At 62.4% G+C, this 25483-nt stretch carries 24 protein-coding genes and 1 riboswitch; of the genes, 14 read left to right on the top strand and 10 right to left on the bottom strand.

Features of this window, described 5'->3' with window-relative positions; genetic code table 11:
- Positions 1-44: 44 nt before the first annotated feature.
- The 4 genes from NKK50_RS04310 (at position 45) to rpmG (ending at position 3103) form a co-directional block, all read left to right on the top strand.
- Positions 45-785 carry an NUDIX hydrolase gene (locus NKK50_RS04310; RefSeq protein WP_023710624.1) on the top strand — a complete coding sequence of 247 codons (741 nt, stop codon included), beginning with the start codon at positions 45-47 and terminating at the stop codon, positions 783-785.
- Positions 786-864: 79 nt separating this feature from the next.
- Positions 865-2040 (top strand): MFS transporter, encoded by a 1176-nt coding sequence (locus tag NKK50_RS04305; RefSeq protein ID WP_023681570.1) that lies wholly within the window; start codon positions 865-867, stop codon positions 2038-2040.
- Positions 2041-2156: 116 nt separating this feature from the next.
- The gene (locus tag NKK50_RS04300) at positions 2157-2612 is read left to right on the top strand and encodes a YqfO family protein (RefSeq protein ID WP_352543126.1); all 456 of its coding nucleotides are present in this window, start codon (positions 2157-2159) and stop codon (positions 2610-2612) included.
- A gap of 323 nt (positions 2613-2935) precedes the next feature.
- On the top strand, positions 2936-3103 hold the full coding sequence (gene rpmG, locus NKK50_RS04295) for a 50S ribosomal protein L33 (RefSeq protein ID WP_006201775.1): 168 nt from the start codon (positions 2936-2938) through the stop codon (positions 3101-3103).
- A 409-nt stretch (positions 3104-3512) separates the two neighbouring features.
- Here the strand turns inward: rpmG and NKK50_RS04290 are convergent, their stop codons facing one another.
- Both NKK50_RS04290 and NKK50_RS04285 read right to left on the bottom strand, forming a co-directional pair.
- Positions 3513-4886, bottom strand: coding sequence for a PleD family two-component system response regulator (locus NKK50_RS04290; RefSeq protein ID WP_023688311.1), 1374 nt, complete (start codon positions 4884-4886; stop codon positions 3513-3515).
- Between the two features lie 24 nt (positions 4887-4910).
- Complete coding sequence (locus NKK50_RS04285) at positions 4911-5282, bottom strand: response regulator (RefSeq protein WP_023667574.1); 372 nt, start codon at positions 5280-5282, stop codon at positions 4911-4913.
- A 239-nt stretch (positions 5283-5521) separates the two neighbouring features.
- On the opposite strand from NKK50_RS04285, the gene NKK50_RS04280 reads away from it, so the two are divergent.
- A complete protein-coding gene (locus tag NKK50_RS04280; RefSeq protein ID WP_023688310.1) occupies positions 5522-5821 on the top strand; it encodes a DUF3572 domain-containing protein in 300 nt (99 codons plus the stop codon).
- Positions 5818-6471: a hypothetical protein gene (locus NKK50_RS04275; protein ID WP_023681574.1), complete on the top strand. Its 654-nt coding sequence runs from the start codon at positions 5818-5820 to the stop codon at positions 6469-6471. The genes NKK50_RS04280 and NKK50_RS04275 overlap by 4 nt, the downstream gene beginning before the upstream one ends.
- 24 nt (positions 6472-6495) lie before the next feature.
- On the opposite strand, the gene NKK50_RS04270 is transcribed toward NKK50_RS04275, so the two are convergent.
- A complete protein-coding gene (locus NKK50_RS04270) occupies positions 6496-7983 on the bottom strand; it encodes a hypothetical protein (protein ID WP_023681575.1) in 1488 nt (495 codons plus the stop codon).
- A 99-nt stretch (positions 7984-8082) separates the two neighbouring features.
- A complete protein-coding gene (locus NKK50_RS04265) occupies positions 8083-8658 on the bottom strand; it encodes a GNAT family N-acetyltransferase (protein WP_023681576.1) in 576 nt (191 codons plus the stop codon).
- 67 nt (positions 8659-8725) lie between these two features.
- On the opposite strand from NKK50_RS04265, the gene NKK50_RS04260 reads away from it, so the two are divergent.
- Positions 8726-10054, top strand: a complete 1329-nt coding sequence (locus NKK50_RS04260; protein ID WP_023681577.1) for a DNA polymerase IV — start codon at positions 8726-8728, stop codon at positions 10052-10054.
- 6 nt (positions 10055-10060) lie between these two features.
- Here NKK50_RS04260 and NKK50_RS04255 read toward each other — a convergent pair whose 3' ends face one another.
- A complete protein-coding gene (locus tag NKK50_RS04255) occupies positions 10061-10567 on the bottom strand; it encodes a hypothetical protein (RefSeq protein ID WP_352543125.1) in 507 nt (168 codons plus the stop codon).
- A gap of 178 nt (positions 10568-10745) precedes the next feature.
- On the opposite strand from NKK50_RS04255, the gene NKK50_RS04250 reads away from it, so the two are divergent.
- Positions 10746-11627: a DMT family transporter gene (locus NKK50_RS04250; protein WP_023688307.1), complete on the top strand. Its 882-nt coding sequence runs from the start codon at positions 10746-10748 to the stop codon at positions 11625-11627.
- A gap of 7 nt (positions 11628-11634) precedes the next feature.
- Here the strand turns inward: NKK50_RS04250 and NKK50_RS04245 are convergent, their stop codons facing one another.
- The 4 genes from NKK50_RS04245 to NKK50_RS04230 all read right to left on the bottom strand — a co-directional run bounded on the left by NKK50_RS04245 (position 11635) and on the right by NKK50_RS04230 (position 18960).
- Complete coding sequence (locus tag NKK50_RS04245) at positions 11635-12438, bottom strand: potassium channel family protein (RefSeq protein ID WP_023725720.1); 804 nt, start codon at positions 12436-12438, stop codon at positions 11635-11637.
- A 153-nt stretch (positions 12439-12591) separates the two neighbouring features.
- Complete coding sequence (locus tag NKK50_RS04240) at positions 12592-12990, bottom strand: nuclear transport factor 2 family protein (RefSeq protein ID WP_023735317.1); 399 nt, start codon at positions 12988-12990, stop codon at positions 12592-12594.
- A gap of 169 nt (positions 12991-13159) precedes the next feature.
- Complete coding sequence (gene dnaE / locus NKK50_RS04235; protein ID WP_023695435.1) at positions 13160-16687, bottom strand: DNA polymerase III subunit alpha; 3528 nt, start codon at positions 16685-16687, stop codon at positions 13160-13162.
- A 260-nt stretch (positions 16688-16947) separates the two neighbouring features.
- A complete protein-coding gene (locus NKK50_RS04230) occupies positions 16948-18960 on the bottom strand; it encodes an acetyl-CoA carboxylase biotin carboxylase subunit (RefSeq protein ID WP_352499640.1) in 2013 nt (670 codons plus the stop codon).
- Between the two features lie 237 nt (positions 18961-19197).
- Here NKK50_RS04230 and NKK50_RS04225 point away from each other — a divergent pair, with 237 nt between their 5' ends.
- From NKK50_RS04225 to NKK50_RS04200, 6 genes are all read left to right on the top strand, one after another.
- Complete coding sequence (locus NKK50_RS04225; protein ID WP_023704539.1) at positions 19198-20325, top strand: S-(hydroxymethyl)glutathione dehydrogenase/class III alcohol dehydrogenase; 1128 nt, start codon at positions 19198-19200, stop codon at positions 20323-20325.
- 67 nt (positions 20326-20392) lie between these two features.
- On the top strand, positions 20393-20962 hold the full coding sequence (gene gfa / locus NKK50_RS04220) for an S-(hydroxymethyl)glutathione synthase (RefSeq protein ID WP_023735314.1): 570 nt from the start codon (positions 20393-20395) through the stop codon (positions 20960-20962).
- Between the two features lie 63 nt (positions 20963-21025).
- The gene (locus NKK50_RS04215) at positions 21026-21499 is read left to right on the top strand and encodes a YaiI/YqxD family protein (RefSeq protein ID WP_023735313.1); all 474 of its coding nucleotides are present in this window, start codon (positions 21026-21028) and stop codon (positions 21497-21499) included.
- 21 nt (positions 21500-21520) lie between these two features.
- On the top strand, positions 21521-22213 hold the full coding sequence (locus NKK50_RS04210; RefSeq protein ID WP_023704537.1) for a DUF1345 domain-containing protein: 693 nt from the start codon (positions 21521-21523) through the stop codon (positions 22211-22213).
- Between the two features lie 152 nt (positions 22214-22365).
- Positions 22366-23226 carry a cytochrome b/b6 domain-containing protein gene (locus tag NKK50_RS04205; protein WP_198020824.1) on the top strand — a complete coding sequence of 287 codons (861 nt, stop codon included), beginning with the start codon at positions 22366-22368 and terminating at the stop codon, positions 23224-23226.
- 1 nt (position 23227) lies between these two features.
- Positions 23228-24019: a molybdopterin-binding protein gene (locus NKK50_RS04200; protein ID WP_352499639.1), complete on the top strand. Its 792-nt coding sequence runs from the start codon at positions 23228-23230 to the stop codon at positions 24017-24019.
- Between the two features lie 153 nt (positions 24020-24172).
- Here NKK50_RS04200 and NKK50_RS04195 read toward each other — a convergent pair whose 3' ends face one another.
- Positions 24173-25174, bottom strand: coding sequence for a hypothetical protein (locus tag NKK50_RS04195; RefSeq protein ID WP_352543124.1), 1002 nt, complete (start codon positions 25172-25174; stop codon positions 24173-24175).
- 190 nt (positions 25175-25364) lie between these two features.
- A riboswitch (glycine riboswitch) is annotated at positions 25365-25451 on the top strand.
- Positions 25452-25483 lie beyond the last annotated feature (32 nt).

Here is a 25483-nt window from a genome sequence, read left to right as displayed (position 1 = left end):
AAAGGCCACTTTCGTTTGCCAGAAGTTTCCGCTAGGTCCTGCGCATGGAAGGTATGACCAAGGCGGAAGTCAGCAGGATGGACCGTGGCGCAGCCGCCCACAGCGGCCTGCCCATACGCCCGCGCGATGCCGCCACCCTGATCCTGCTCGACCGCGAGGGCGACGAGATTCTGGTGCTGATGGGCCGGCGCCATGCAGGCCACGCCTTCATGCCCGGCAAGTTCGTCTTTCCCGGCGGCCGCACCGATTCGGCCGACAGCCGCATAGCCGTTGCCACCCCATTGCTCCCGGAGGAAGAAGCCAGGCTGACCGCCGGCGTCGGCCGCATCAGCCCGTCGCGGGCCCGTGCCATCGCGCTCTCGGCCATCCGCGAGACTTATGAGGAAGCCGGCCTGCTCATCGGCCGCAAAGGCTCGTTCGCAACCGACAAGCGCGACTGGCAGGGCTTTGTCGAGCACGGCGTCCAGCCTTCGCTGGCGCCGCTGCGCTTCATCGCCCGCGCCATCACCCCGCCCAATCGCGTGCGTCGTTTCGACACCCGCTTCTTCAGCGCCTGGCGCAGCGATGTCGCCGTGGAACTGCCGGGTGGCGGCCCGACCAATGAGCTGGAAGAACTGGTCTGGCTGCCGCTTGCCAAGGCCAGAGAGGCCGATATCCCCGACATCACCCGAACGATCTTGCAGGAGCTGGAGACGCGGCTTGCCGGCGATCCGCGCCTGCGACCCGGTGGGTCCGTGCCGTTCTACCGGCTTATCCGCAACCGCTTCGTTCGCGAAATTCTTTAGAGCAATTCCAGGAAAAGTGTGACGCGGTTTTCCGTCCGGAATTACGCAATATCAAACAGACAGAGTATTCAGGCATCACATGACGGTCGATACCCAGCAAGAGGGCGACGAGCGCGTACATTGGCTACCGATGATCGCCGCGATCTCGTCGATCAGCGTCGTCGGCATCGCCATAGGCCTCGGCATGCCGCTGCTCAGCGTTATTCTCGAGAGCCGCGGCCACTCGGCATCGATGATCGGCCTCAACACCGCGGTCGCCGGCCTTGCCTCGATCGCCGGCGCCCCGCTGGCCACGCCGCTGGCGATGCGCTTCGGCGTCGCCTGGACGATGATCGCCATGATCGCCGCCGGCGCGCTCGCCTTTGTCGGCTTCCACTTCGCGCCGGACTTCTGGATGTGGTTCCCACTACGCGTCGTGCTGCACATCGCGCTGACGGTGCTGTTCATCCTGTCGGAATTCTGGATCAGCACCTCGGCGCCGCCGCGCCGGCGCGGCCTGGTGCTCGGCATCTACGCCACAGTGCTGTCGCTCGGCTTCGCCGCCGGGCCATGGATCTTCGCCCATATCGGCAGCACCGGCTTCTTGCCGTTTGGCGTCATCATCGTCCTGGTCGCGCTGGCCGCAATCCCGGTGCTGGCCGCACGGAATGAAAGTCCCACAATCGTGGTTGACGGCGAAACCAGCAACTTCCTGCGCTACATCTGGCTGGTGCCGACAGCGACCGCCGCCGTGCTGGTGTTCGGCGCCGTCGAGACCGGCGGCTTTGCGCTGTTCCCCGTCTATGGCAACCGCATCGGCTATTCCGAGGCGGATGCAGCCCTCCTGCTCACCATGATCGGCCTCGGCAACGTGCTGTTGCAGATCCCTATCGGCATGATCAGCGACCGCGTCTCAGACCGCCGCTATCTGCTTTTGGCCTGTGCCACGGTCGGACTTGCCGGCACCATCTTCATGCCGTTCTTCGCCGGCAATTGGCACCTGATGGCGGCGCTTCTGTTTGTCTGGGGCGGCGTGGTGGCCGCCATGTACACGATCGGCCTTGCCCATCTGGGCTCGCAGCTCTCCGGCCATGAACTGGCCTCGGCCAATGCCGCCTTCGTGCTCTGCTACGGCGTCGGCATGGTGCTTGGCCCGCAGGCGATCGGCATCGGCATGGATGCCTTCGGGCCCTCCGGCTTCGGCTGGTCGCTCGGCCTGTTCTTTGCCGCCTATATCGCCTTGGTCAGCGCCAGGCTGGTCCGCAAGATCTGGTAGCCTGTCCGTCGCCAGCCTGCGCAATCCTGACGGGATGTCGCCGCTGCTGACAGAACCGTGTCAGGAGACCTCAGCTAAAAGGGTGTCCCAAAAAACCCGAGTTTGAGGATACGGTGATGATCGACAGCGGCTTTGAAACCACATCTCTGCGCATGACGCTTCTGCTGCTTGTCAGCTTCCAGGCCCCGGCAACCGATGTCGACCGCATCATGGACGCCGTGGTCGCGATCGCGCCGCTGGCAATGGGCAAATACGACCGCAACGCCTATCAAACGGCGCACGGCATCGAACGCTACCGACCGCTGGAAGGTGCAGCCGCCGGCGTCGAAACCGAACTGCGCCGCCGCCCCCGCACCGTCGAGGTCTCGTTCGAGTTGCCCGACGACCAGGTGCTCGCCGCCCGCGTCGTCGAGGCGATTTTCCAGGCGCATTCCTACCAGGAGCCGGTGATCCGCATCCAGCCGATCCTCGCCAGCCGCTCCAAGGGCCTGGACGACCGCGCCAATCCGAATCGCTGGTGGAACACCACCGGGGACTGGAAAAAAGCGCTTCCAGTTAAGGAAGAAGCCTAGAAATCCGGCCCCGCTGAGGGCGAGCAACAGCGACCTTACCTTCTCTCCTTGTGGGGTGAGAAGCGGCCTCGTAGCGGACGAAAAGCCAATTGCTTGGTTTTCGAGATTCGAACGCCCTGAGCCTCAGCCTCCATCGAGCCGGTGATAAAACCGGACAACTCATGTGCTACCTAATCCGGACAACTCATGTGCTTACGACACGGCGGCCGCGCCGGGCTTGACTTTCCGGGCACGTTCTTTATGTGTCGCGCCAAGTTTCCCGCGTCCGGGTGTTTTCCCCCGCTCCAGCGGCCAAAACCCCACGAACATAACGGACTGATACAATGGCCAAAGCCGCAAACATCAAGATCAAGCTTCTGTCGACCGCCGACACCGGTTTCTTCTACGTGACCAGCAAGAACAGCCGTACCAAGACCGACAAGCTGTCGTTCCGCAAATACGACCCGGTCGCCAAGAAGCATGTCGAGTTCAAGGAAACCAAGATCAAGTAATCTGGTTTTCATACGCTCTGTCAAAAGCGCCGCCCCTTCGGGCGGCGTTTTTGATTCAAGGCCCCGAAAAGCCAGAACCCTCCGCTGTTTGGCGCGAAGTGCTCATCTCATTTTTTGGCAAAAAAGGGGGCCGGTCGGCGTATGGCAGCGGTACGAGGAGGCCACTATGTGCCAGCGCCGGCCGGCCGACCCCACGGACCCAGGAGATGCGGCGGACCTGAGCATCATGGGGTATTCGGCGAAGCGATGCGGCTGTCTACCCTCGTGCCCGCATCGCCCTTGTTCTTGCACCGCACATTTGCGCAACAATGTTTGAAAATCAATAGTTTCTTAACCAAGCCTGCCGAATCGCTTGGATTAAGGTAAATTCCTAACCCTGTCCGATTGACTGCATAATCGGTGGCCTAGCCTACGCTGCCTTGGCGACGACCCGGTTGCGGCCGCCACTTTTGGCTTCGTAGAGCGCCACGTCGGCACGTTTCATCAACGCCGCGACCGTGTCCGCGCCCTTCAGAACCGATGACACGCCGACGCTGACCGTGACTTCGATCGCCTTGCCTTCAGGGCCGATGGCAAAGGGCAGCTGGGCGATTTCGGCGCGAATGCGCTCGGCAACCTTCTCCGCCACCGCGCCGTCCGTGTCCGGCATCACAACGACGAATTCCTCGCCGCCGAAGCGGCAGGCAAGGTCGATGCCCCTGACGTTCTTGCGCAGCCGCCTTGCGAACTCGCGCAACACATCGTCGCCGCCATCATGGCCATGCGAGTCATTGACGGTCTTGAAGCGGTCCAGATCGGTGATCATCACAGACAGAGGCCGCCGCCGCGCCACGGCGCGGTCGAACAGCGTCTGCAAATGGCTGTCGAGGTAGCGGCGGTTGTGCAGCCCGGTCAATGCGTCGGTCACCGCCATCTCTATGGTCTGGGTGACGCTGGCGCGCAGCTGGTCATTGTAGCGCTTGCGGCGCACCTGCGTGCGCAGCCGCGCCGTCAGCTCCTGCTGGTCGATCGGCCGCATCAGATAGTCGTTGATGCCGAGTTCGAGGCCTCTGATGATGCGGCCCTCCTCGCCTTCGTCGGCAATCAGGATGATCGGCAGGAAGCGGGTGCGGTCGAGCGAACGCAATTGCGAACACAACCGCAGCGGATCGAAATCGGTAAAACCGGTCGAGATCAGCACGCACTCATAGGGCGCCTCGGCGGCCTGGAAGAAGCCGGCATGCGGATCGGTGGCAATGTCGAGCTCGGCGCTGCCGCGCAGCATGTTCTGGATGCGCTCAACCGACGATTTGCGCTCGTCGATCAACAGCACCTTCGGCGTGGCGTCCTCCGACGCGAAGCTGCGGCTCAACAGCGCCTCGATGCCGATGTTGCGGGTGGTCGATGCGCGCAGCCGCAGCTCGTCGGTCAGCGACTTCAGCCTGACCAGGCTCTTCACCCGCGTCATCAGTTGCAGATCGTTGACCGGCTTGGTGAGAAAGTCGTCGGCGCCTGCCTCGAGGCCGCGCACCCGGTCGGCAACATGGCCCAGCGCGGTCACCATGACCACCGGTATATGCGCGGTCGCCGGATCGCTTTTCAGCCGCTTGCAGACCTCGAACCCGTCCATGCCGGGCATCATCACGTCGAGCAGCACGACATCGACCTTGCCGTTTTCGCAGGCCTCGATCGCGTCCGGCCCGTTGGAGGCCGTCAACACCTCGAAATATTCGGCCAGCAGCCGAACCTCGAGAAGTTTGACATTGGCAGGGATGTCGTCGACGACGAGGATCCGCGCGGTCATGTCACAAGGCTCCGGCTGAAGGCATCAGGCATCACCGAGATAGGATTTGATGGTCTCGATGAAACGCGGCACCGAGATCGGCTTGGAGATGTAGGCCTCGCAACCGCCCTGGCGAATGCGTTCCTCGTCGCCCTTCATGGCGAAGGCGGTGACGGCGATGACCGGAATGGAATGGAGGTCGTCGTCCTCCTTCAGCCATTTCGTCACTTCCAGCCCCGACACTTCGGGCAGCTGGATGTCCATCAGGATCAGGTCGGGCCTGTGCTGGCGCGCCAGATCGAGCGCCTCGAGCCCGTTGCGCGTGCGCACCGTTTCATAACCGCTGGCTTCGATGAGGTCGCGAAAGAGCTTCATATTGAGCTCGTTGTCCTCGACGATCATGACCTTCTTAGGCATCGATTTCCCGTCCCGGCCAGGCTTCTGCCCGAAGCCCTGCCGCTATGCGCCTTTGTCGAAGCACACCAAACCCTCGCTCACTCTTAAGGCAATATGATTGACGAAATGCAAACCCGAAGCGGCAAAAGCCATTCGGATTCCACCTCGAAAACCACATTGGATCGGGGCTGTGGCTTGCCGCAGGCGACGCTTGCGATTACTGCGGAAAAGAGACTCATTTCCGCAACGAGAAAGTAGTGATGGCAAACGCAGCGTCAATGCGCGAGGAAGCGGAAACCATTGCCGTGAAGGCACTGGGCTTCGTCGCCGCCGACCCCGAACTCCTGCCGCGCTTCCTGGCCATCACCGGCATCGAGGCGTCCGCCATCCGCCGCGCCGCGGCCGAACCGGGATTCCTTGCCGGCGTGCTGCAGTTCATCCTCGCCCACGAGCCGACCTTGCTGCGCTTTGCTGAGGAAACCGACACTCCGCCGGCCTCAGTCGGCAAGGCGTTGCGCGCGCTGCCTCTTGGCGGCGACGACCATGAGCATTCGATATGAGCGACGATCCCGAGACGGCACGCCAGATCGCCGAACTTGCAGCCGACGACCGGCCTCTGCTGATCCTCGATGTCGACGATGTTGTGCTCGAATTCATCCGGCCGTTTCCGCATTTCCTGAAATCGCGCGGCTTCGGCCTGACGCTGGCCTCCTTCCGCCTCACCGGCAACATTGCCGAAACGGCGAGCGGCCGGCTGATCGAACAGCCGGAGGTGACGGCACTTCTCGGAGATTTCTTCGATACGCAGGCCGACTGGCAGAGCGTTACCGACGGTGCCGAACAAGCGCTTGCCAGCCTCAGCGACCGCGTCGAGATCGTCCTTTTGACCGCCATGCCGCACCGGCATCGCGCCGCCCGCCGCGCCCATCTCGATGCGCTCGGTCTGCCCTATCCGCTATTGACCACCGAAATGGCCAAGGGACCAGCGGTGGCCAAATTGCGTGGTAGCAGAGGCCGGCCGGTAGCCTTTGTCGACGACCAGCCCGCCAACCTCATCTCGGCACGCAACTCGGTTGCCGACGCCCATCTCTTCCACCTGATGGCCGACAATTCGCTGCGCGCCTTCCTGCCGCCGGTGCCGGACGACATCATCTCCGTCGAGGACTGGCACGAGGCCGCGCCAAAGATTGCTAGCGCGCTGGGACTCTGAGTTAGCCGCCCCCGAGGTCAGTGCTCAAGGCTTCGTTGCTGTCCCAGGGATCGCATCCGGATCGGCGTTGTCTTCCCCGACCGGATCAGGCCCCTTCAGCATCGCGCCGTTGACCGTCACCGACCCATCATGCCTGGCGTTGATCACCCATTCGATACGGCCGTCCGGCAGCGTCTTGGCGAATCCCTTAATCGCAAGCGCCCCTGTGAAAGCCTGCGAGGCCTCCGGGTCAGATTTAGCCGCCGCCTGCAAGGTTTCAACGATCTTGTCGTAGCCGGTTACGTTGACGGTCACGCTCGCATCCGGCTTCTTGCCGGGGAACGTCATTTCGCCCTCCATGGCGACCTCGATGTCGCCGTTCTTCACCGTGCTGTGCCCGAGAACGAATTTTGGTATCTTGGCCAGGAAATTGGCGGAAATCTCGTCGCCGAAATCTGGCGGCAGCGGTGGATCCTTGCTGAAATCGAGGGTGTCGATGGTTTTCCTGGCCATACTGTCGAGATCGATGTTGGCGCCGCCGAAATTCAGGTCGAGATCCGTCGGCAGCAACGCAACGGTCCAACTGGGCAGCATCTGCTGCGGTATTGTCAGGCCGGAAACCTTGAATGCGTAGCTGATCTTGCCGTCCTTGCTGATGCCGTCCATGCCGACAACGGTGTTCAGCTGCGCCGCGCCGAAATTGCCGGCATATGTTTCAATGGCAAGGTTTTTGAATGCGTAGGTCCCATCGATCCGTTCCCATAGCGGCAGCGCACCGAGCAGAAGCGTTTTGAACTCTGCTTGATCGGCCTTCAGCCGGGCCTCGTCCTCATGGGCGACGGCGAACGCCAAAAGATCCAGAAGCGGCTTGGTCTGAATGGCCTTAGCGGTCACGTTCACAGCGAGCTCCGGTGCCCGGAGCGCTGCGATTGACCGGTCATCGATTTTGACCGTTTCGACGAAGTCCGCCATCGCCTGTGTGAAATTAAGATCGACGCCGCCGTTGGCCGACTTCCTGGCGTCAATTTTGGAAGAGCCCAGCCCCACGCTCAAATCGGTCAATTGACTGACTTGGCGCGACGTCATCGTCATGCCCGCAATCGAACTGGTGCCGCTGGTAAATGCCGCCAGTTCCGGGTCATAGACGCCCGTGAACTTGCCATCCTTGACAACGATTTGCCCGGTGTTCAGGCCATTTGGGCCATTTACCTCGATGGACCCAGTCGTAGAGAAATCCGAGGCGACATCCCAGCCTCCGTCGCTGCGCGGTTTGACCCGCAGCGTGACGGGCGGGAAATCGAACCGCTTCAGATCCTGCTTCGGCATCTTCGCCACAAGCGCCTTCACATCGAAGGTGATCTTGTAGGCACCCTCCTCGGCTGAGATCTTCAAAATGCCTTCATTGAGCGCCTGTTTGCCGACATAGCGAGAGAGCTCATCGGAAAGTTGCTTGGCACCTTGGGCATCGACAGCCTGGCCAAAGGCAGGAGCGCTGAGGGCGAGAAGGAAAGCAAGCGGCAAGACACGGTTCACAAAATTCTCCATTTGACCAAAAAGGAACGCTTCGTTCGTCTGCTATGACACCAACCTACAGCTTCCACAGGACATCAACAAACGCCGACGGGTAATTGACTACAACACCAGCCGCATCAGCGGCCGTCCGGCCTTGCGTTCGACAAGCCGCTCGAAGCCGGCCTTTTCAAACACACGCGACGAGCCGACGAACAGCCCGATCGAACGCGAATCGCGCGACACGTCGATCGGACACGCCTCGACCAGCCGCGCCTTGTTCTGGCGGGCAAAAGCGATGCCGCCCTCGACCAGGCGGTGGCTGACGCCCCGGCCGCGCGCGCTGGCGCGGATGAAGAAGCAGGAGATGGCCCAGACGCCGGGATCTACGGCGTCGGTTGGATCGACCGGCGCCGAGCCCCGGCCCCGATTGTTCCATTCGGGCACGTCGGCGCGTGGACCGATCTGCATCCAGCCGACCGCCTGGCCGTCCTCGAAGGCCAAAAGCCCCGGCGGCGGCCCGGCCTCGATACGCGCCTTGATATGATCCTTGTTGCGCTGCTTGTCGCTGGCCCGTCGGACCGCCGGCGCCATCCGGAAATGCGTGCACCAGCAGCCGTAACAGGCGCCCTGCTTGCCGAAAAGATCCTCGAAATCCGCCCATAGGTCAGGCGCCAGCGGCGCTATGGTGGTGCTCATGAGTTCTCTCCCGGCTAACCGCTTGTGGCGGCTTCCGTCCTGACGTACCATTGCATCTGTTCTCTTTATGTTCGCAGCGATGGCGGCCCCTGTCAACAATCCCGAGCACGGTTTTTGCCGCGACTGCCTGACCTTTCAGCGCAGCGATACCAGGCGCTGTGAGCGTTGCGGCAGCCCTCGACTCACCCGCCATCCCGAGCTCTACCAGCTGCATCTGGCGCATATCGATTGCGACGCCTTCTATGCGGCGATCGAAAAGCGCGACAATCCGGCGCTGAAGGACAAGCCGCTGATCATCGGCGGCGGCAAGCGCGGCGTCGTTTCCACCGCCTGCTACATCGCCCGCATCCAGGGGGTGCGCTCGGCAATGCCGATGTTCAAGGCGCTCGAAGCCTGTCCGGAAGCGGTCGTCATCCCGCCCAATATGGAGAAATACGTCCGCGTCGGCCGCGATGTCCGCGCCTTGATGCAGGCGCTCACGCCGCTGGTCGAACCGCTCTCCATCGATGAGGCGTTTCTCGACCTTGCCGGCACCGAGCGCCTGCACGGCATGCCGCCGGCGGTGGTGCTGGCGCGCTTTGCGCAGACCGTCGAAAAGGAAATCGGCATCACCGTTTCGGCCGGCCTTTCCTACTGCAAGTTCCTGGCCAAGGTTGCCTCCGATTTCCGCAAGCCGCGCGGCTTTTCGGTGATCGGCGAAGCCGAGGCGCTGGGTTTCCTGGCCGAACAGCCAGTGACGTTGATCTGGGGCGTCGGCAAGGCTTTTGCCGCAACGCTCGAACGCGACGGCATCCGCAGCATCGCCCAGTTGCAGCGCATGGAGCGCGCCGATCTTATGCGCCGCTATGGCGTGATGGGCACCCGGCTCTACCATCTCTCGCGCGGCCAGGACGACCGCCGTGTCGATCCCGACCAGGATGCGAAAAGTGTGTCGGCCGAAACCACTTTCGACACCGACATAGCTGAAATGGGCGAACTGGTTCCAGTGCTGAGGGGATTGTCGGAAAAGGTCTCGGCGCGGCTGAAGAAGTCAGGCATTGCCGGGCGCACCGTGGTGCTGAAGCTGAAGACGCAGGATTTCAAGCTGCGTACCCGCAACCGCCAGCTCGGCGACCCGACCCGGCTGGCCGACCGCATTTTCCAGACCGGGCTCGAGCTGTTGCGCAAGGAGGCGGACGGGACAAAGTACCGGCTGCTCGGCATCGGTGTCAGCGATCTCTCGGATGACGAGAAGGCCGATCCGCCCGATCTCGTCGACGTCGGCTCGCGCAAGCGCGCCATGGCCGAAAGCGCCATCGATACGCTGCGCGACAAGTTCGGCAAGAAGGCGGTGGAAACCGGCTACACCTTCGGTAAAGGCCGCAACGCCAACCCGCCGGAGCCGATCGAGGAGTGAGACGGCTTAGATACGCTTGAGATCGATGCGGCTCGTCACCACGTTCTTGCCGGTTTTCGGATCGACGTCGGTAACGGTCAACCGCATTCCGTAGCCGCTGGTTTTCTCCACCGTCAACCGCGCCTTGCGATCGCCATTGACCTCCGCCGCCCAGCGAATGCCGCGACTGATCGCGTTCCCGGAACGGCTGCCGGCGAGCTGTGCCGGCCCGGTGCGCGACCCGACATAGACGCCAGTATACTTCGCCCCGCGGGCCTTCAGATTGGCGCTGATGGCGCGCGTCACCACGACAAGACCACGGCAATTGCCGTCAAGCGACAATGAACTCGAGGTCGCGTCGGAATTGAAGGTGCAGGACACATTCACCGTCGGTGCGTCGGTGGTGACCTTGACTGTCCCCTTGCCGGAGAAATTCCCTTGCAAGGAGCTGAGAAAATTCGCCTCGTCGGCATCGGCCGTGGCGCTTGCAGTTAGCAGGCAGCCGGCTAGCAGAAACCGCGCGAATGATTTCATCGGAATCTCTCCCCCGTTGATGTTGAAGAAACGATGCGTCCAGCAATTGGCCAATACCGGGAACCAACGCCTGCCGTTGCGTCAGGTTCCACTTCCAGCATGGCTGCAACGGGTCTGGCCCAGTCGAATGCGTCGCCTAACGGTTGCGATGGAAGTCCCGGCTTGCGACATAGCGCCTATGGCACCTTCCCCATCGATCCCCAAAGCCGCGTTCTGGATGGCGCTGTCGATCGCCTCGTTTCTGGCGATGTCAGTCGCCGGCCGCGCAACCACCGCCGAGCTCAACGTCTTCCAGGTGCTGGAACTGCGCTCGGTGATCGGCTTCTTCATCCTGTTGCCGCTGGTGATGATGAGCGGCGGATTCGCTGCAATGCGCACGCAGCGCCCGTTGGCCCATATCGCTCGCAATGTCATCCACTATACGGGCCAGGCCGCATGGCTCTATGCGCTGACGCTGATCCCGCTTGCGGTGCTCATATCGATCGAATTCACCACGCCGATCTGGACCGCGATCCTGGCGGTGACCTTTCTTGGCGAAAGGCTCTCCCGCCCAAAAATTGCGGCGGTCGTGCTTGGCCTGATCGGCGTGGTGGTCATCGTTCGCCCCGGCGTCGGCTCCATGGATCCGGGTCACCTCGTCGTTCTCGGCGCGGCCGTGTGCTTTGGCGTATCGGTGGTGTTGGTCAAGTCGCTGACCCGCACGGACAGCGTCGTGCGCATCATCTTCTGGATGCTGATCATCCAGTCGGTGGTCGGCCTGATCCCGGCGCTTTACGAATGGCGCAACCCACCGCTCGAACTCTGGCCATGGATCCTGCTGATTGCCTTCACCGGCATGTCGTCGCATTTCTGCATGGCGCGCGCCCTCACCTATGCCGACGCTACGGTGATTTCACCGATGGATTTCCTGCGCGTGCCGCTGTCGGCGCTGATCGGCTGGCTGCTCTACAGCGAACAGATCGACATCTTTACAGCCGGCGGCGCCCTGCTGATCCTGATGGGCAACCTGCTCAACCTGCAGCGCAAGGCCCCAAAGCCGGCCGAGGTCGCGGCCTCGTAGCGGTCGGTCAATTCCCCTCATCTGGTATGTTGAGAAGATGCCCGCAGGCCTTGCAGTGCACGGCGTCCGGCTCGTGCCGTTGCAGTCCGCACTGCGGACAGGGAAAGAACACTTTGGCGGGTCGAAAAATCGCCGTCGCCAGTCTGACGAACAGCGAGATGCCGATGATCATGGTGGCGATCGCGGTCAGCTTGCCGGCGATCCCCGGCAGCACGATGTCGCCGAAACCGGTCGTCGTCACCGTGGCAACGGTGAAATACAGCGCATCAATGTAGTTTTCGAGGCCGGCGCCGGTGCGGAAGAAGAAGGTGTAGACGAAGCCGGTGATGACGAACAGGAACGTCAACAGGTTGATGACCGCGTGGCTCGCCTCGCGCCAGGGCCTTAAGCCACGCATTTCGAAATGCCGCCACAGCGACCCGCTGCGCGACAGCGACCATAGCCGCAGGATGCGCAGGAACGCCAGATTTGCCAACGCCGTCGGCATCAGCAGCGTCAAAAGGATGAAGACATCGACCCAGGATGTCGGCTGTTTCATCAGCCGCAGCATGTCGTTGGAGGCTAACAGCCGGGCAATCAGGTCGGCGGCGACCAGCGCCGCGACGGTATAGTCGAGCCACAGGAATGACGGCTTGTCCTGGAGCACCGGCGTGGCAACGAAGAAGGCGATGATGGCGAGGTCGATGATGACCGCCACCAGTTGAAACCGGAACGCCGCCGGCGTGCGTCCGTGATAGAGCTTGCGCAGCCTGTCACGCAGCCGCGCCATCGCTGAGCTTTGCTGCAATCCGTCCTTCTCGGCTGCTTTCATCACCAAGTGCGTAACGGTCCCAGCCGGGGTCGTCTAGAGCATGATACCAAAAAGTGGGTGCCGGTTTGCGGAAAAGATCATGCTCCAACAAAGGGTTAGATCATGATGAGATTTCAACCAAATCTCATCATCATCTAGTGGCCCCGGTAATCGTCAGCCCTCCACCACCTTGCCGTCCGGCCCGACGAGGCGCCAGGCCGAGGCGGTGTCGTAGACGAACCGCTCCTCCGCAATCCGGTCACCACGCCAGCGCTGCAGGGCCACCTCTTCCAGCCGGCGCACGGTGCCGGCCTTGTCGACACGGTCGAAGGTCCAGCGGATGGCGACATTGTCGCCATCGACCAGGAATGTCTGGACAGGATGGGTGTGCATCTTCTCGATCCGGTCGAGTGCTGCCTGTTCATGCGCCATCAGTGTTTCCTTGCCCCGCCGCGGGACGCCAAGATTTTCCTGCATGGTGGCATCGTCATGGTAGAAGTCGGCGATCGCCTTGACATGGCTGCCTTCGACCACCGCCTTGAGGAAGGCTTCGACGCGTTCGCGGCTGGGCATGATTGTGCGTTCCTGTGACGTTTCTGCTCTACGCATGTGGTTCAAAGGAAGGTCAGTTCAACCACGCCCCGCACGCTGGCCCTATCGGCTGCAATGTCAGGCCCAGAGCATCTTTAGGCCGTCATGCACTGGCCGACGTCGATGCGACTGCCGTGTATATCAGCGCAGCCTAGACGAGCTCGACTTCCACCACACCCGGCACCGCGCGCATCGCAGACGCGATCTGCGGCGAGATGCGGTAGCGATTGGGCAATTCGATCTCGATCTCACCTTGCCCGGCTTCCTTGATCAGCACGAAGCTGACCTGGCCCTCGCCCTTTACCGCCAGTTGGCCGGCCAGCATGCCGATCGGAGCCGCATCGCGCACGAAGATGCGCAGCGCCTTCTGGATACGGCTGGCCTCATCCTCCAGCGACTGCACCGTCTGGATGCGCAGATTGACCCCTTCGGGCCTATCCTCGGCCGAAACGGTGATCACCACCGAACGTCCGGGCTCGAGCAGATCGCGATACTGCGCCAACCCTTCCGAAAACAGCACGGCTTCATATTGGCCAGATGTGTCGGAAAAGGCGATGACGCCCATCTTATTGCCGGTTCGGGTCTTGCGCTCCTGCTTGGTGGTGACGGTGCCGGCGAGCCGGCCCGCGGCGGCACCGCGTTTGACCGCAGCCGAGAACTCGCCCCAGTTTTGCACGCGCATCTTCTGCAGGGCCGCCTTGTACTCGTCGAGCGGATGCGCCGAGAGATAGAAGCCGACGACCTGGAATTCACGGTGCAGCCGGTCGGCGGCAAGCCAAGGATCGGTCTGCGGCAAATTGAGCGCCTGCTGCTGCGCGCCGAGCGACGCGCCGAAAATGTCGTGCTGGCCCGAAATGGCATTCTGCTGCGCCAGCGAAGCCAGCCCCATCATCCGTTCGACGCCGGCCATCATCTGGGCGCGGTCGTGGCCGAAGCAGTCGAGCGCGCCGGCCATGATCAGGCTTTCGAAGACGCGCTTGCCGACGATCTTGGGATCGACCCTTTCACAGAAATCGGCGAGATTCTTGAACGGCTTTTCGCCGCGCATGGCGACGATGTGCTCGACCGCAGCGTCGCCGACGCCCTTGAGGGCCGCCAGCGAATAGTAAATGCGGTTCTCGCCGACCTCGAAATTGCGGAAGCTGGTCATCACCGACGGCGCCACCACCTCGATGCCGAGACGCAGCGCATCCTGGCGGAAATCGGCGAGTTTGTCGGTATTGCCCATGTCGAGCGTCATCGACGCCGCCAGGAACTCGACGGGGTAATGCGCCTTGAGATAGGCGGTCTGGTAGGACACGACGGCGTAGGCGGCCGCGTGCGATTTGTTGAAGCCGTAGTCGGCGAACTTGGCCAGAAGGTCGAAGATGAAGTCGGCCTGCGGCTTGCCGACGCCGCGTTCGACCGCACCGGTGACGAAGCGCTCGCGCTGCTTGTCCATTTCGGCGCGGATCTTCTTGCCCATCGCGCGACGCAGCAGATCGGCTTCGCCGAGCGAATAGCCCGACAGTTCCTGCGCGATCTGCATCACCTGTTCCTGGTAGACGATGACGCCTTGCGTCTCCTTCACCAGATGGTCGATCTTGGGATGGATCGATGCCATCTCCTCTTCGCCATGCTTTCTGGCGTTGTAGGTCGGGATGTTCTCCATCGGGCCGGGACGGTAGAGCGCCACCAGCGCGATGATGTCCTCGATGCAGTCGGGCCGCATGCCGATCAGCGCCTTGCGCATGCCGGCACTTTCCACCTGGAACACACCGACCACTTCGCCGCGCGACAGCATGGCGTAGGTTTCAGGATCGTCGAGCGGGATCGTCGCCAGGTCGATCTCGATGCCGCGCCGGCGGATCAGCTTCACCGCCGTCTCCAGCACGGTCAGCGTCTTCAGGCCGAGGAAGTCGAACTTCACCAGCCCGGCCTGTTCGACATATTTCATGTTGAACTGGGTGACCGGCATGTCGGAGCGCGGATCGCGGTACATCGGCACCAGTTCCGACAAGGGCCGGTCGCCGATGACGATGCCGGCGGCGTGCGTCGAAGCGTGGCGGTAGAGCCCTTCCAGCTTTTGCGCCATATCGAGCAGCGTCTGCACGATTGGCTCCTTCTCGGCCTCCTCGGCAAAGCGCGGCTCGTTGGCGATGGCATCCGCCAGCTTGACCGGATTGGCCGGGTTCTGCGGCACCATTTTGGAGAGCTTGTCGACTTGGCCGTAAGGCATTTGCAGCACGCGGCCGACGTCGCGCAGCACCGCGCGCGCCTGCAGCGTACCGAAGGTGATGATTTGTCCCACCTGGTCGCGGCCATATTTCTGCTGGACGTAGCGGATGACCTCTTCGCGCCGGTCCTGGCAGAAGTCGATGTCGAAGTCGGGCATCGACACGCGGTCGGGGTTGAGGAAGCGCTCGAACAGCAGCGAGAAGCGCAGCGGATCGATATCGGTGATGGTGGTGGAATAAGCGACCAGCGATCCCGCGCCAGAACCGCGGCCCGGCCCGACCGGAATGCCTTGCGCCTTCGCCCATTTGATGAAGTCGGCCACGATCAGGAAGTAACCGGGAAATTTCATCTTCTCGATGATGGAGAGCTCGAAATCGAGCCGCTCGCGGTATTGTTCGACCGTGTAGCCGGCGGTGGGTCCATGCGCCGCCAGCCGGGCGTCGAGACCTTCATGGGCCTGCCGGCGCAGTTCATCGGCCTCGGCCTTCAGCGCCACCTCATTGTCGGCCACATCGCCGCCGGTAAAGCGCGGCAGGATCGGGTTGCGGGTCTTGGGATAGTAGGAACAGCGCAGCGCGATCTCGACGGTGTTGTCGATCGCCTCAGGCAGGTCGGCAAACAGCCTTGCCATATCGGCCTGGCTGCGCAGGAAATTGTCCGATGTCAGGCGGCGGCGGTTGTCGGCGGCAACGACCGACCCTTCGGCAATGGCGATCAGCGCATCATGCGCGTCATAGTCGTCGCGGGCGGCGAAGAACGCCTCATTGGTGGCGACCAGCGGCAGATCATGGGTATAGGCAAGATCGACCGATGATTTCTCGATGGCGCGGTCATAGCCGGAAACGCGGTCCAGTTCGACATAGAGCCGGTCGCCGAACAGCGCCTTGAGTGCCAGAAGCCGCGTCTCGGCAAGATCTCGGCGATCCTCCTTCAGCGCCCGGCCGATCGGGCCGCGCGGCCCGCCGCTGAGACAGATCAGGCCATCGCTATGGCCTTCCAGCATTGCTGACGTCAGATGTACGGGCTCGCCCGGCGGCGTCTCCAGATAGACCTGGCTGACCAGCCTGACGAGGTTGCTATAGCCAACCTCGGTGGCGGCGAGCAGCACCACGGCGTTCATCTCCGGCCCGTGGCGGCGGCGGTCGCGCTGTGCGTCACTGGTCTCGCCGGAAAAGGCGAGATCGATCTGGCAGCCGATAATCGGCTGGATGCCTTCCTTCACCGCCTTCTGGGCGAACTCAAGCGCGCCGAACAGATTGTTTGTGTCGGTGACGGCGATTGCCGGGCACTCGTCCTTGACGGCATGACCGACAACGGCGGCGACCTGCAAGGCTCCCTCGAGCAGCGAATACGCCGAATGCACGCGCAGATGGATGAACCGCCGCGCCGGTGCCTCAGGGCGCGCAGCAGCGAGCGCTGCTTCGCGCTTCAGGGGATCGCGTGGAAGTTTGTCATCCGCCATGATGTATCAAATTGCTCGAAGGGCTTTGAGTCGATGGAGATGTATTGTCCCGGACCGGGCGATGCCAGTCCAGCACAAATGACCACCGACCACAGGCTTCCGTACCCAGCCGCACGGCTCAGAGATTGTTCGAAATTCGCTCTGGCGAGTCATATGATGGTGGTTTCGAGAACCGGAGCGCAGCGGCCATTGGTCCGTGAGCACGGGAAGCGCAGAAACCGCCTTCAGATGGCCGCCGGAGTAGAATTTCCAAACAATCTCTAGGCGAACTCCATGATCACCGCATCCACAGCCAGGCTGTCACCCGGCTTGGCGTTGAGCTTCGACACGACAAGATCGCGGTCGGCGCGCAACACGTTTTCCATCTTCATCGCCTCGACCACGGCCAGCGTCTCGCCGGCCTTGACCTCCTGCCCCTCGGCAACCGCGATCGACACCACCAGGCCCGGCATCGGGCAAAGCAGCATCTTGGACGTGTCCGGCGCCACCTTTTCCGGCATCAGCCTTTCCAGTTCAGCCGTTCGCGGCAGCATGGCGCGCGCCGTCACCGACATGCCCTTCCAGGCGATGCGCAGGCCGTTCGGCAGCGGCCTGATCTGCGCCGTGACCTTGCGGGCACCGACAGTGCCGCGCCAGATGAGGTCGCCCGGCCGCCAGTCGGACGCCACGGTCAGCGCTTTGCCGCCATCGACCGACAGATCGATTTCCATCGGAATGGAGATCATGCCCTCGATGATCGAAGCCTGGAGATAGTCGTCGCCGAGCTTCACCACCCAATCGCGCTTGAGTGCGCCCGAATGCGGCGCCAGCCGCCCGCCCAGCCGGTCAAGCCGATCGCGGCGCAGAAGCTCGACCGCGGTGGCGATCGCCGCCAGCACTGCCTTTTCATCGCCATTGGGCACGATCGGCGCGAAGCCGTCAGGATATTCCTCGGCGATGAAGCCCGTCGATATCCGCCCCTCGCGCCAGCGCGGATGCTGCATCAGCGCCGCCAGGAACGGGATGTTGTGCTCGATGCCGTCGACGACGAAACTGTCCAGCGCTTCCGACATGGCATCGATGGCCTCGATACGCGTGGGCGCCCAGGTGCAGAGTTTTGCCACCATCGGATCATAGAACATCGGAATCTCGGAGCCTTCGGTGACGCCGGTGTCGTTGCGGATGACGACATCGCCGAACGTGCCCTCCTCCGGCGGCCGGTAGCGCGTCAACCGGCCGATCGAGGGCAGGAAATTGCGATAGGGATCCTCGGCATAGAGCCGGCTTTCCACCGCCCAGCCGTTCAGCGTGACGTCGCTCTGCTTGATGCCGAGCTTTTCGCCGGCGGCGACGCGGATCATCTGCTCGACCAGGTCGATGCCGGTAACAAGCTCCGTCACCGGATGCTCGACCTGCAATCGTGTATTCATTTCAAGGAAATAGAAGTTCTTTTCAGCATCTACGATGAACTCGACGGTGCCGGCGCTCTGGTAGTCGACCGCCTTGGCTAGCGCCACGGCCTGCTCGCCCATCGCCTTGCGCGTCCTGGCATCGAGGAATGGCGACGGCGCCTCTTCCGCCACCTTCTGGTTCCGACGCTGGATCGAGCATTCGCGCTCGCCGAGATAGAGGGCGGTGCCATGCGCGTCGGCCAGCACCTGGATTTCGATATGACGCGGATCGACGACGAACTTTTCGATGAAGACGCGGTCGTCGCCGAACGAGCTTTTCGCCTCCGAGCGCGCCCGGTCGAAGCCGTCGCGCACTTCCGACTGGCTCCAGGCAATGCGCATGCCTTTACCGCCGCCGCCGGCCGAGGCCTTGATCATCACGGGATAACCGATCTCGCCGGCGATCTTTTCGGCATGGTCGGCATTTTCGATGACACCAAGCCAGCCGGGAACCGTCGACACCTCAGCGGCCTTGGCGAACTTCTTCGATTCGATCTTGTCGCCCATCGCCTTGATAGCCTTGGGTTTCGGACCGATGAAGACAATGCCCTCAGCCTCAAGCGCTTCGCAGAAGGCGGCCCGCTCCGACAGAAAACCGTAGCCGGGATGCACGGCCTGCGCGCCCGTCTCCTTGCAGGCAGCGATGATCTTTTCAGGCAGGAGATAGCTTTGCGCGGCAGGCGATGGCCCGATATGCACGGCTTCGTCGGCCATTTCGACGTGCACGGCGTCGCGATCGGCGTCGGAATAGACCGCTACGGTGGCAATCCCCATCCTGCGCGCCGTCTTGATGACGCGGCAAGCAATCTCGCCGCGATTGGCGATCAGGATTTTCGTGAACATCGAAGGCGTTTCCTCGGTCTTTCGTCCTTCTTATGGGCTTCGGCAGCCGGGCTCAAGCACCGCCGGCAGCGCACCCATCAAGACACTCCCGGCCCGCCAGGCCCGTGCCGAGAGGCGAAGATCGGGCTCGCCGACGACTGGGCCAAGATTTGCGCCATATTTGGTCGCCAAATCGGGTTGAAACAGTATAAAAACCCTGAAAGCCTGAAGACCAATCGCCTTGGGAGGAATTGCCTGATGAAAACCCGCGCCGCTGTCGCTGTCGCCGCCGGAAAGCCGTTGGTAATCATGGAGGTCGACCTCGACGGACCGCGCGAAGGCGAGGTGCTGGTCGAGATCAAGGCGACCGGCATCTGCCACACCGACGAGTTCACCCTGTCGGGCGCCGATCCCGAAGGCCTGTTTCCGGCAATCCTCGGCCATGAAGGCGCTGGCGTTGTCGTCGATGTCGGCAAGGGCGTCACCTCGGTCAAGAAGGGCGACCACGTCATCCCGCTCTACACGCCGGAATGCCGGCAGTGCCCATCCTGCCTGTCGCGCAAGACCAATTTGTGCACCGCCATCCGCGCCACGCAGGGCCAAGGCTTGATGCCCGATGGCTCCTCGCGCTTCTCGATCGGCAAGGACAAGATCTTCCACTATATGGGCTGCTCGACCTTCTCCAATTTCACCGTTTTGCCCGAGATCGCCGTCGCCAAGGTCAACCCGGACGCGCCCTTCGACAAAATCTGCTACATTGGTTGCGGCGTCACCACCGGCATCGGCGCGGTCATCAACACCGCGAAGGTCGAGCAAGGCGCGACTGCTGTCGTCTTTGGTCTCGGTGGCATCGGCCTCAACGTCATCCAGGGCCTGAAGCTCGCCGGCGCTGACATGATCATCGGTGTCGACCTCAACAACGACAAGAAGGCATGGGGCGAGCGCTTCGGCATGACGCATTTCGTCAATCCGAAGGAGATCGACGGCGACATCGTTCCTCACCTCGTCAACTTGACCAAGCGCGGCGCCGACCAGATCGGCGGCGCCGACTACACATTCGACTGCACCGGCAACACCAAGGTGATGCGCCAGGCGCTGGAAGCCTCGCATCGCGGCTGGGGCAAGTCGGTCGTCATCGGCGTGGCCGGCGCCGGCCAGGAGATTTCGACCCGGCCGTTCCAGCTGGTCACCGGCCGCACCTGGATGGGCACCGCCTTCGGCGGCGCACGCGGCCGCACCGACGTGCCAAAAATCGTCGACTGGTACATGGACGGCAAGATACAGATCGACCCGATGATCACCCATTTGCTGAAGCTTGAGGACATCAACAAGGGCTTCGACCTCATGCATGAGGGCAAGTCGATCAGGAGCGTCGTCGTTTATTGAGGAGAAGAAGCCGCCGACCGAAGGGCCAGCGACTGAAGTTGCACGGGTTCAACAAGGGAGGAATAAAATGCCTGAAAAACTGCATCCCAAAATCGACAATGGCTTGCCAAAGGAGAGCGCAAGCTTTGCCGGCGGCACGCTTGTCTGCGCCTGCACCAGCAAGCCGGTGAAGGTGAAGGTCAAGGGCCAGATCGCGCACAACCATGCCTGCGGCTGCACCAAATGCTGGAAGCCTGACGGCGCGGTGTTCTCGGTCGTGGCGGTCGCCGGCACGGGCGACGTCACTGTCACCGAGAATGGCGACAAGCTGAAAGTGGTCGATCCCTCGGCACTCATCCAGCGTCACGCCTGCACCGGCTGCGGCGTCCACATGCACGGGCCGGTCGAGCGCGACCATCCGTTCAAGGGCCTGTCCTTCATCCATCCCGAACGCTTCGAGGAAGACGGCTGGTCGCCGCCAGGCTTCACCGCCTTCGTGTCGTCGATCATCGAATCCGGTGTTGCCCCCAAGCGCATGGACGGCATTCGCGGCCAGTTGAAGTCGATCGGGCTTGAACCCTATGACTGCCTCAACCCCGGCTTGATGGACTATATCGCCACCTGGACGGCGAAGAAGTCGGGCGCACTACCGGCCTGACAGTACGAGATTTCTGCCATGGGGCCGGGTAACATGCCGGCCCCATGTTCGTTTGGAGAGACAATGCCCGCACCCGCTATCTACGTAGACGCCGACGCCTGCCCGGTGAAAGCCGAGGTCGAGAAGGTCGCCGAGCGCCATGGCGTGGTCGTCACCTACGTCTCCAATGGCGGGCTGCGTCCGTCGCGCGATCCTATGATCCGCAACGTCGTCGTCTCTAAAAGCGCCGATGCCGCTGACGATTGGATCGTCGAGAACGCAAAACCCAACGACATCGTGATCACCGCCGACATCCCGCTTGCCGCTCGCACCGTGGCGCTCGGCGCGCATGTGCTTGGGCCAACCGGCCGGCCGTTCACGCCGGAGACCATCGGCATGGCGGTTGCAATGCGCGATTTGAAGCAGCATCTGCGCGAAACCGGCGAGAGCAAGGGCTACAATGCCAGCTTTGCGCCACAGCATCGCTCGCGTTTCCTGGGTGAGCTCGACCGTATCTTGCGGCGGGCTCTGAAATCCGTCACACCCGACCAGACGTGAAGCATCATCCGAGGTCGGGCTATGGCCGACACATCGCCGAATAACCCCTTGCAGCGGCACAAGCAGTTCTTTGTGTCGCTAGCCGTCGGTCTGGTCGTATTTGCCGCGGTATTGCCTTTGATTGGATCGCTCCCCGTCTCCACGCGGCTTGCTTATTCGATTTCGATTGCCGCCGATGCGTTCTTCGTCGTCTTCATCGCGCTCGTCATCGCCAAGATGCCGCTGCTGTCCGGCCGCTATCTCAGCAAGAACGCGCGCGAACTGGACCTCCCAGTGCTGGGCATCTTTGCCATCACGCTCGGCATCGTCGCCATGGCCATCGTCCTGCTGTTCCTTTTGATCAATCACAAGGATCGCGACCCCATCGAACTCGGCTTCGCCATGCTGTCGATCCCGCTTGGCTGGTTCACCATCCATGCCATGGCCGCCCTCCACTATGCGCATGTCTACTGGATGGACGGCGACGCGATCGATGCCGAAACCAAGAAGAAGATACCGGTCGGCGGCCTCGATTTTCCCGGCAGCAAACGGCCGGATGGTTGGGACTTTCTCTATTTCGCGACGGTGATCGGCATGACCGCGCAGACCGCCGACACGGCGATCACGACCTCGCATATGCGCCGCGTGGTGCTTGTCCATTCGATCCTGTCGTTCTTCTTCAACACCGTCATCGTCGCCGCCGTCGTCAATCTCGCGGTCAGCCTCGGCAATTGAGTATCCGTGCCCGCGATAAACCCGTGCCCGTAATAAAAACGTGATCGCATGAAACATCGCTTTCGATAGCGACGTATTGGGAGGACAAGGACGAGCGCGGCCGTCCCAGGATCGCGCAGCCGGAAGGCGAGGAAAAGATGGAAGCCATTGCCATGAGTCAGCCCGGCGCAGGCGCCAATGCCGCCGGACCGAAGGATACGACGCTGATCTACCGGCAATCGCGCTGGACCCGCCTGACGCACTGGCTGTGGGCGATCTCGCTGTTCTTCATGCTTTTGTCCGGCCTGCAGATCTTCAATGCCCGGCCGCAGCTCTACATCGGCAAGCAATCCGGCTTCGAGTACAACAACACCGTCTTTGCCATCGGCGCCGAAAACACCGCCACCGGCCCGCGCGGCTATACCGAAATCTTCGGCCATCGCTTCGACACCACAGGCGTGCTCGGCTGGTCTGGCCCGGCCGGGCAGCAAACGTCGCGTGCCTTCCCGTCCTGGGCGACAATCCCGTCCTATTACGATCTCGGCACCGCCCGCGTCGTGCATTTCTTCTTCGCCTGGATACTGACAACCACCTTGGTCGTCTGGCTGGTCGCCAGCCTGGTCAACGGCCATCTGCGCCGCGATCTGGCGCCGCGCCTTGACGATCTCAAGCGGCTGCCGCAGGACATCATCGAGCACGCCAAGCTCAGGTTCCACCACACACGCGAATACAACACGCTGCAGAAAATGGCCTATGGCGGCGTACTGTTCGTGCTGTTGCCACTCATTATCATCACCGGCCTTGCCATGTCGCCGAGCATGAACTCGGTGCTGCCCTGGCTCAACGAACTGCTCGGCGGAAGGCAGACGGCGCGCACCATCCATTTCACGGTGATGGTGCTGCTGGTCGGCTTTTTCATCGTCCATATGCTGATGATCCTCGCCGCCGGCCCGATCAACGAACTGCGCTCGATCATCACCGGCTGGTACCGCACCGATCCGCCAAGGCATGGCGACACCGAGAGGAGTGCGTGAGATGGCCAAATTCCAGATCAGCCGCCGAAAGTTCCTGACGGGTGCCGGCCTCGGCGTTTCCGGCATCATGTTGTCGGGCTGCGATGCCTTCGACAGCCAGCTCGGCATGGGCGATCGCCTGCGCAGTTTCCTCGAAAACGCCAATGGCCTGACCTACCGCGCGCAACGCTGGCTTGCCGGCCGCGATGCTCTGGCGCCGGAATTCACCGAGGCCGACATCCGCCAGCCGCAGCGGCCGAACGGCGTCACCGCGCCCGAGGATGACACCTACAAGGGCCTGCTCGCCAACAATTTCGCCGACTGGCGGCTGGAGGTAACGGGCCTGGTCGAAAAGCCGCTGTCGCTCAGCCGCGAGCAGTTGGAGAACATGCCGAGCCGCACGCAGATCACGCGCCACGACTGTGTCGAAGGCTGGAGCTGCATCGCCAAATGGACCGGCACCCCGCTGTCGCTGGTGCTCGACCAGGCTGTGGTCAAGCCGCAGGCCCGCTATGTCATGTTCCACTGCCTCGACACGATCGATCGTAGCCTCTCCGGGGAAATTAAATATTATGGCACCATCGACCTGATCGATGCCCGCCACCCGCAGACGATCCTCGCCTACGGCCTCAACGGCAAGCCGCTGCCGGTCGAAAACGGCGCGCCGCTGCGCGTGCGCGTCGAACGACAGCTCGGCTACAAGATGCCAAAGTATCTCTACAAGATCGAGCTCGTCGACAGTTTTGCCAATATCGGCGGCGGCCGCGGCGGCTATTGGGAAGACAATGGCTATGACTGGTATGGCGGGATTTGATAGGCCTCGCATTCTGACCGAGCACGATCTGACTCCGACCGAACCGAGCTTGCCTGAAGGAAGCCGGTTTCGAGCGCGTGGCCGAACTTGGCGATTGGCCTGAAGACACTCCAATATCGTCCTCTGCAAAACGGTCGCAGAAAACGGCGCGGCTTAAGCAACCTTGTCGAGCATCGGCTTGAGCGCCGGATGTATCTCCGGCGACGCGTGTATGATCAGCGCCAGCAGGGCGCGTTCGTTCTCATGCAGCGGGCGGTCGGTGCCGATGCGATCGGCCAGCCATTTCGCCTCGCTGGCGTCGATCGACTCGGCGCGGCGCGCGAGTGCCTCGGCGGCACGGTTATTCGATTCCCATTCGGCCTCGATGTCGCCGGGCGAACGATAGGCTTCCATGATGCCGGCCAGTCCGCCCGAGACCATGCGGCTGAAGAAGCCGCCGATCTCGGGCTCCGCCTGGTCCAAGAAACTGTCACGGCGCAGCGCCACATCGCGCGTCGGCGCTTCGTAGCCGGCCGAACACATGACGAAATTGGCGAGCGCCTTGACGAACAGGTCGTTCCAGGACGGGTCGTTGTGGGCCGCTGCGGTCTGCTCGTTGATCTGGAACAGCACCTCGGCCTCAACCCGTGTGATGGCGATGTTACCGTCGCCGCCATAGGCATGGAGAATGCGGCGCAACAGATCGACCTCGGCCTTGGCGACCAGCCCGGGAACCAGCGCGCCGCCGAGCATCAGTGGTCCCTTGCCGTCGACCACCGCGTTGGCGACCTGCTCGAGCGCATAGGCGGAGAGCCGGCCGGGCGATGATTTCGCCCTTTCCAGCACATGCACCAGCAGCTCCAGTTCGGTCACACTGTCGACCATTCCGTCGCGCGAGATGGTCTGTATCAGCCAACCGGCATTGTCTTCAGAGATATAGCCTGCCGGCTTTTCCTGGTGGACGATGTAGTCGGTAACGGCCTCGACGAAGAACTCAGGCCATTGCGGGCATTTGTCCGTCGCTGTCGCATCGAGCGCGAACAGTGCTTCAGCCTCGCCGCGCGTCACCACGCCGTCGGCGAACACTTCGCGACGCAGCATGACGACATCTTCCGCCGTGATGCGGTCCTTCGAGGCCAGCCCCGCCACCGGCGCGCTGCCGATCCGTTCGCCCATTCTGTCAATCCCCATCCGCCGTGCCCAACGCAATTGCCGGCCAAATTATCAGCCCTGAATATCGGCATTGTCTTGAAAAACCGGCAAACGGCGTGGTTAGCGAAGACTTGTCAGGAAGATGTCGCTGGCAGGTGACAAGGTGTCGCCGACAAGCTATGGATGGCGCGTCGAGGGCTCAGGGTCTGAGTCCTACCTGTTTGCGGGAGAGAGCAGCGCGAGCTGCCGCCGAAGGGGAAATCGCCCGAAATCTCTCAGGCAAAAGAACCGTAGACGGGAAAGACACTCTGGAAAGTCGGGGCTTGCCCCCGC

Origin of the sequence: Mesorhizobium sp. M0001 (assembly GCF_040324255.1) — a bacterium.
Taxonomy (GTDB): domain Bacteria; phylum Pseudomonadota; class Alphaproteobacteria; order Rhizobiales; family Rhizobiaceae; genus Mesorhizobium.
The sequence above is the reverse complement of the archived record's forward strand: the minus strand, read 5'-3'. Positions and strand labels throughout refer to the sequence as shown.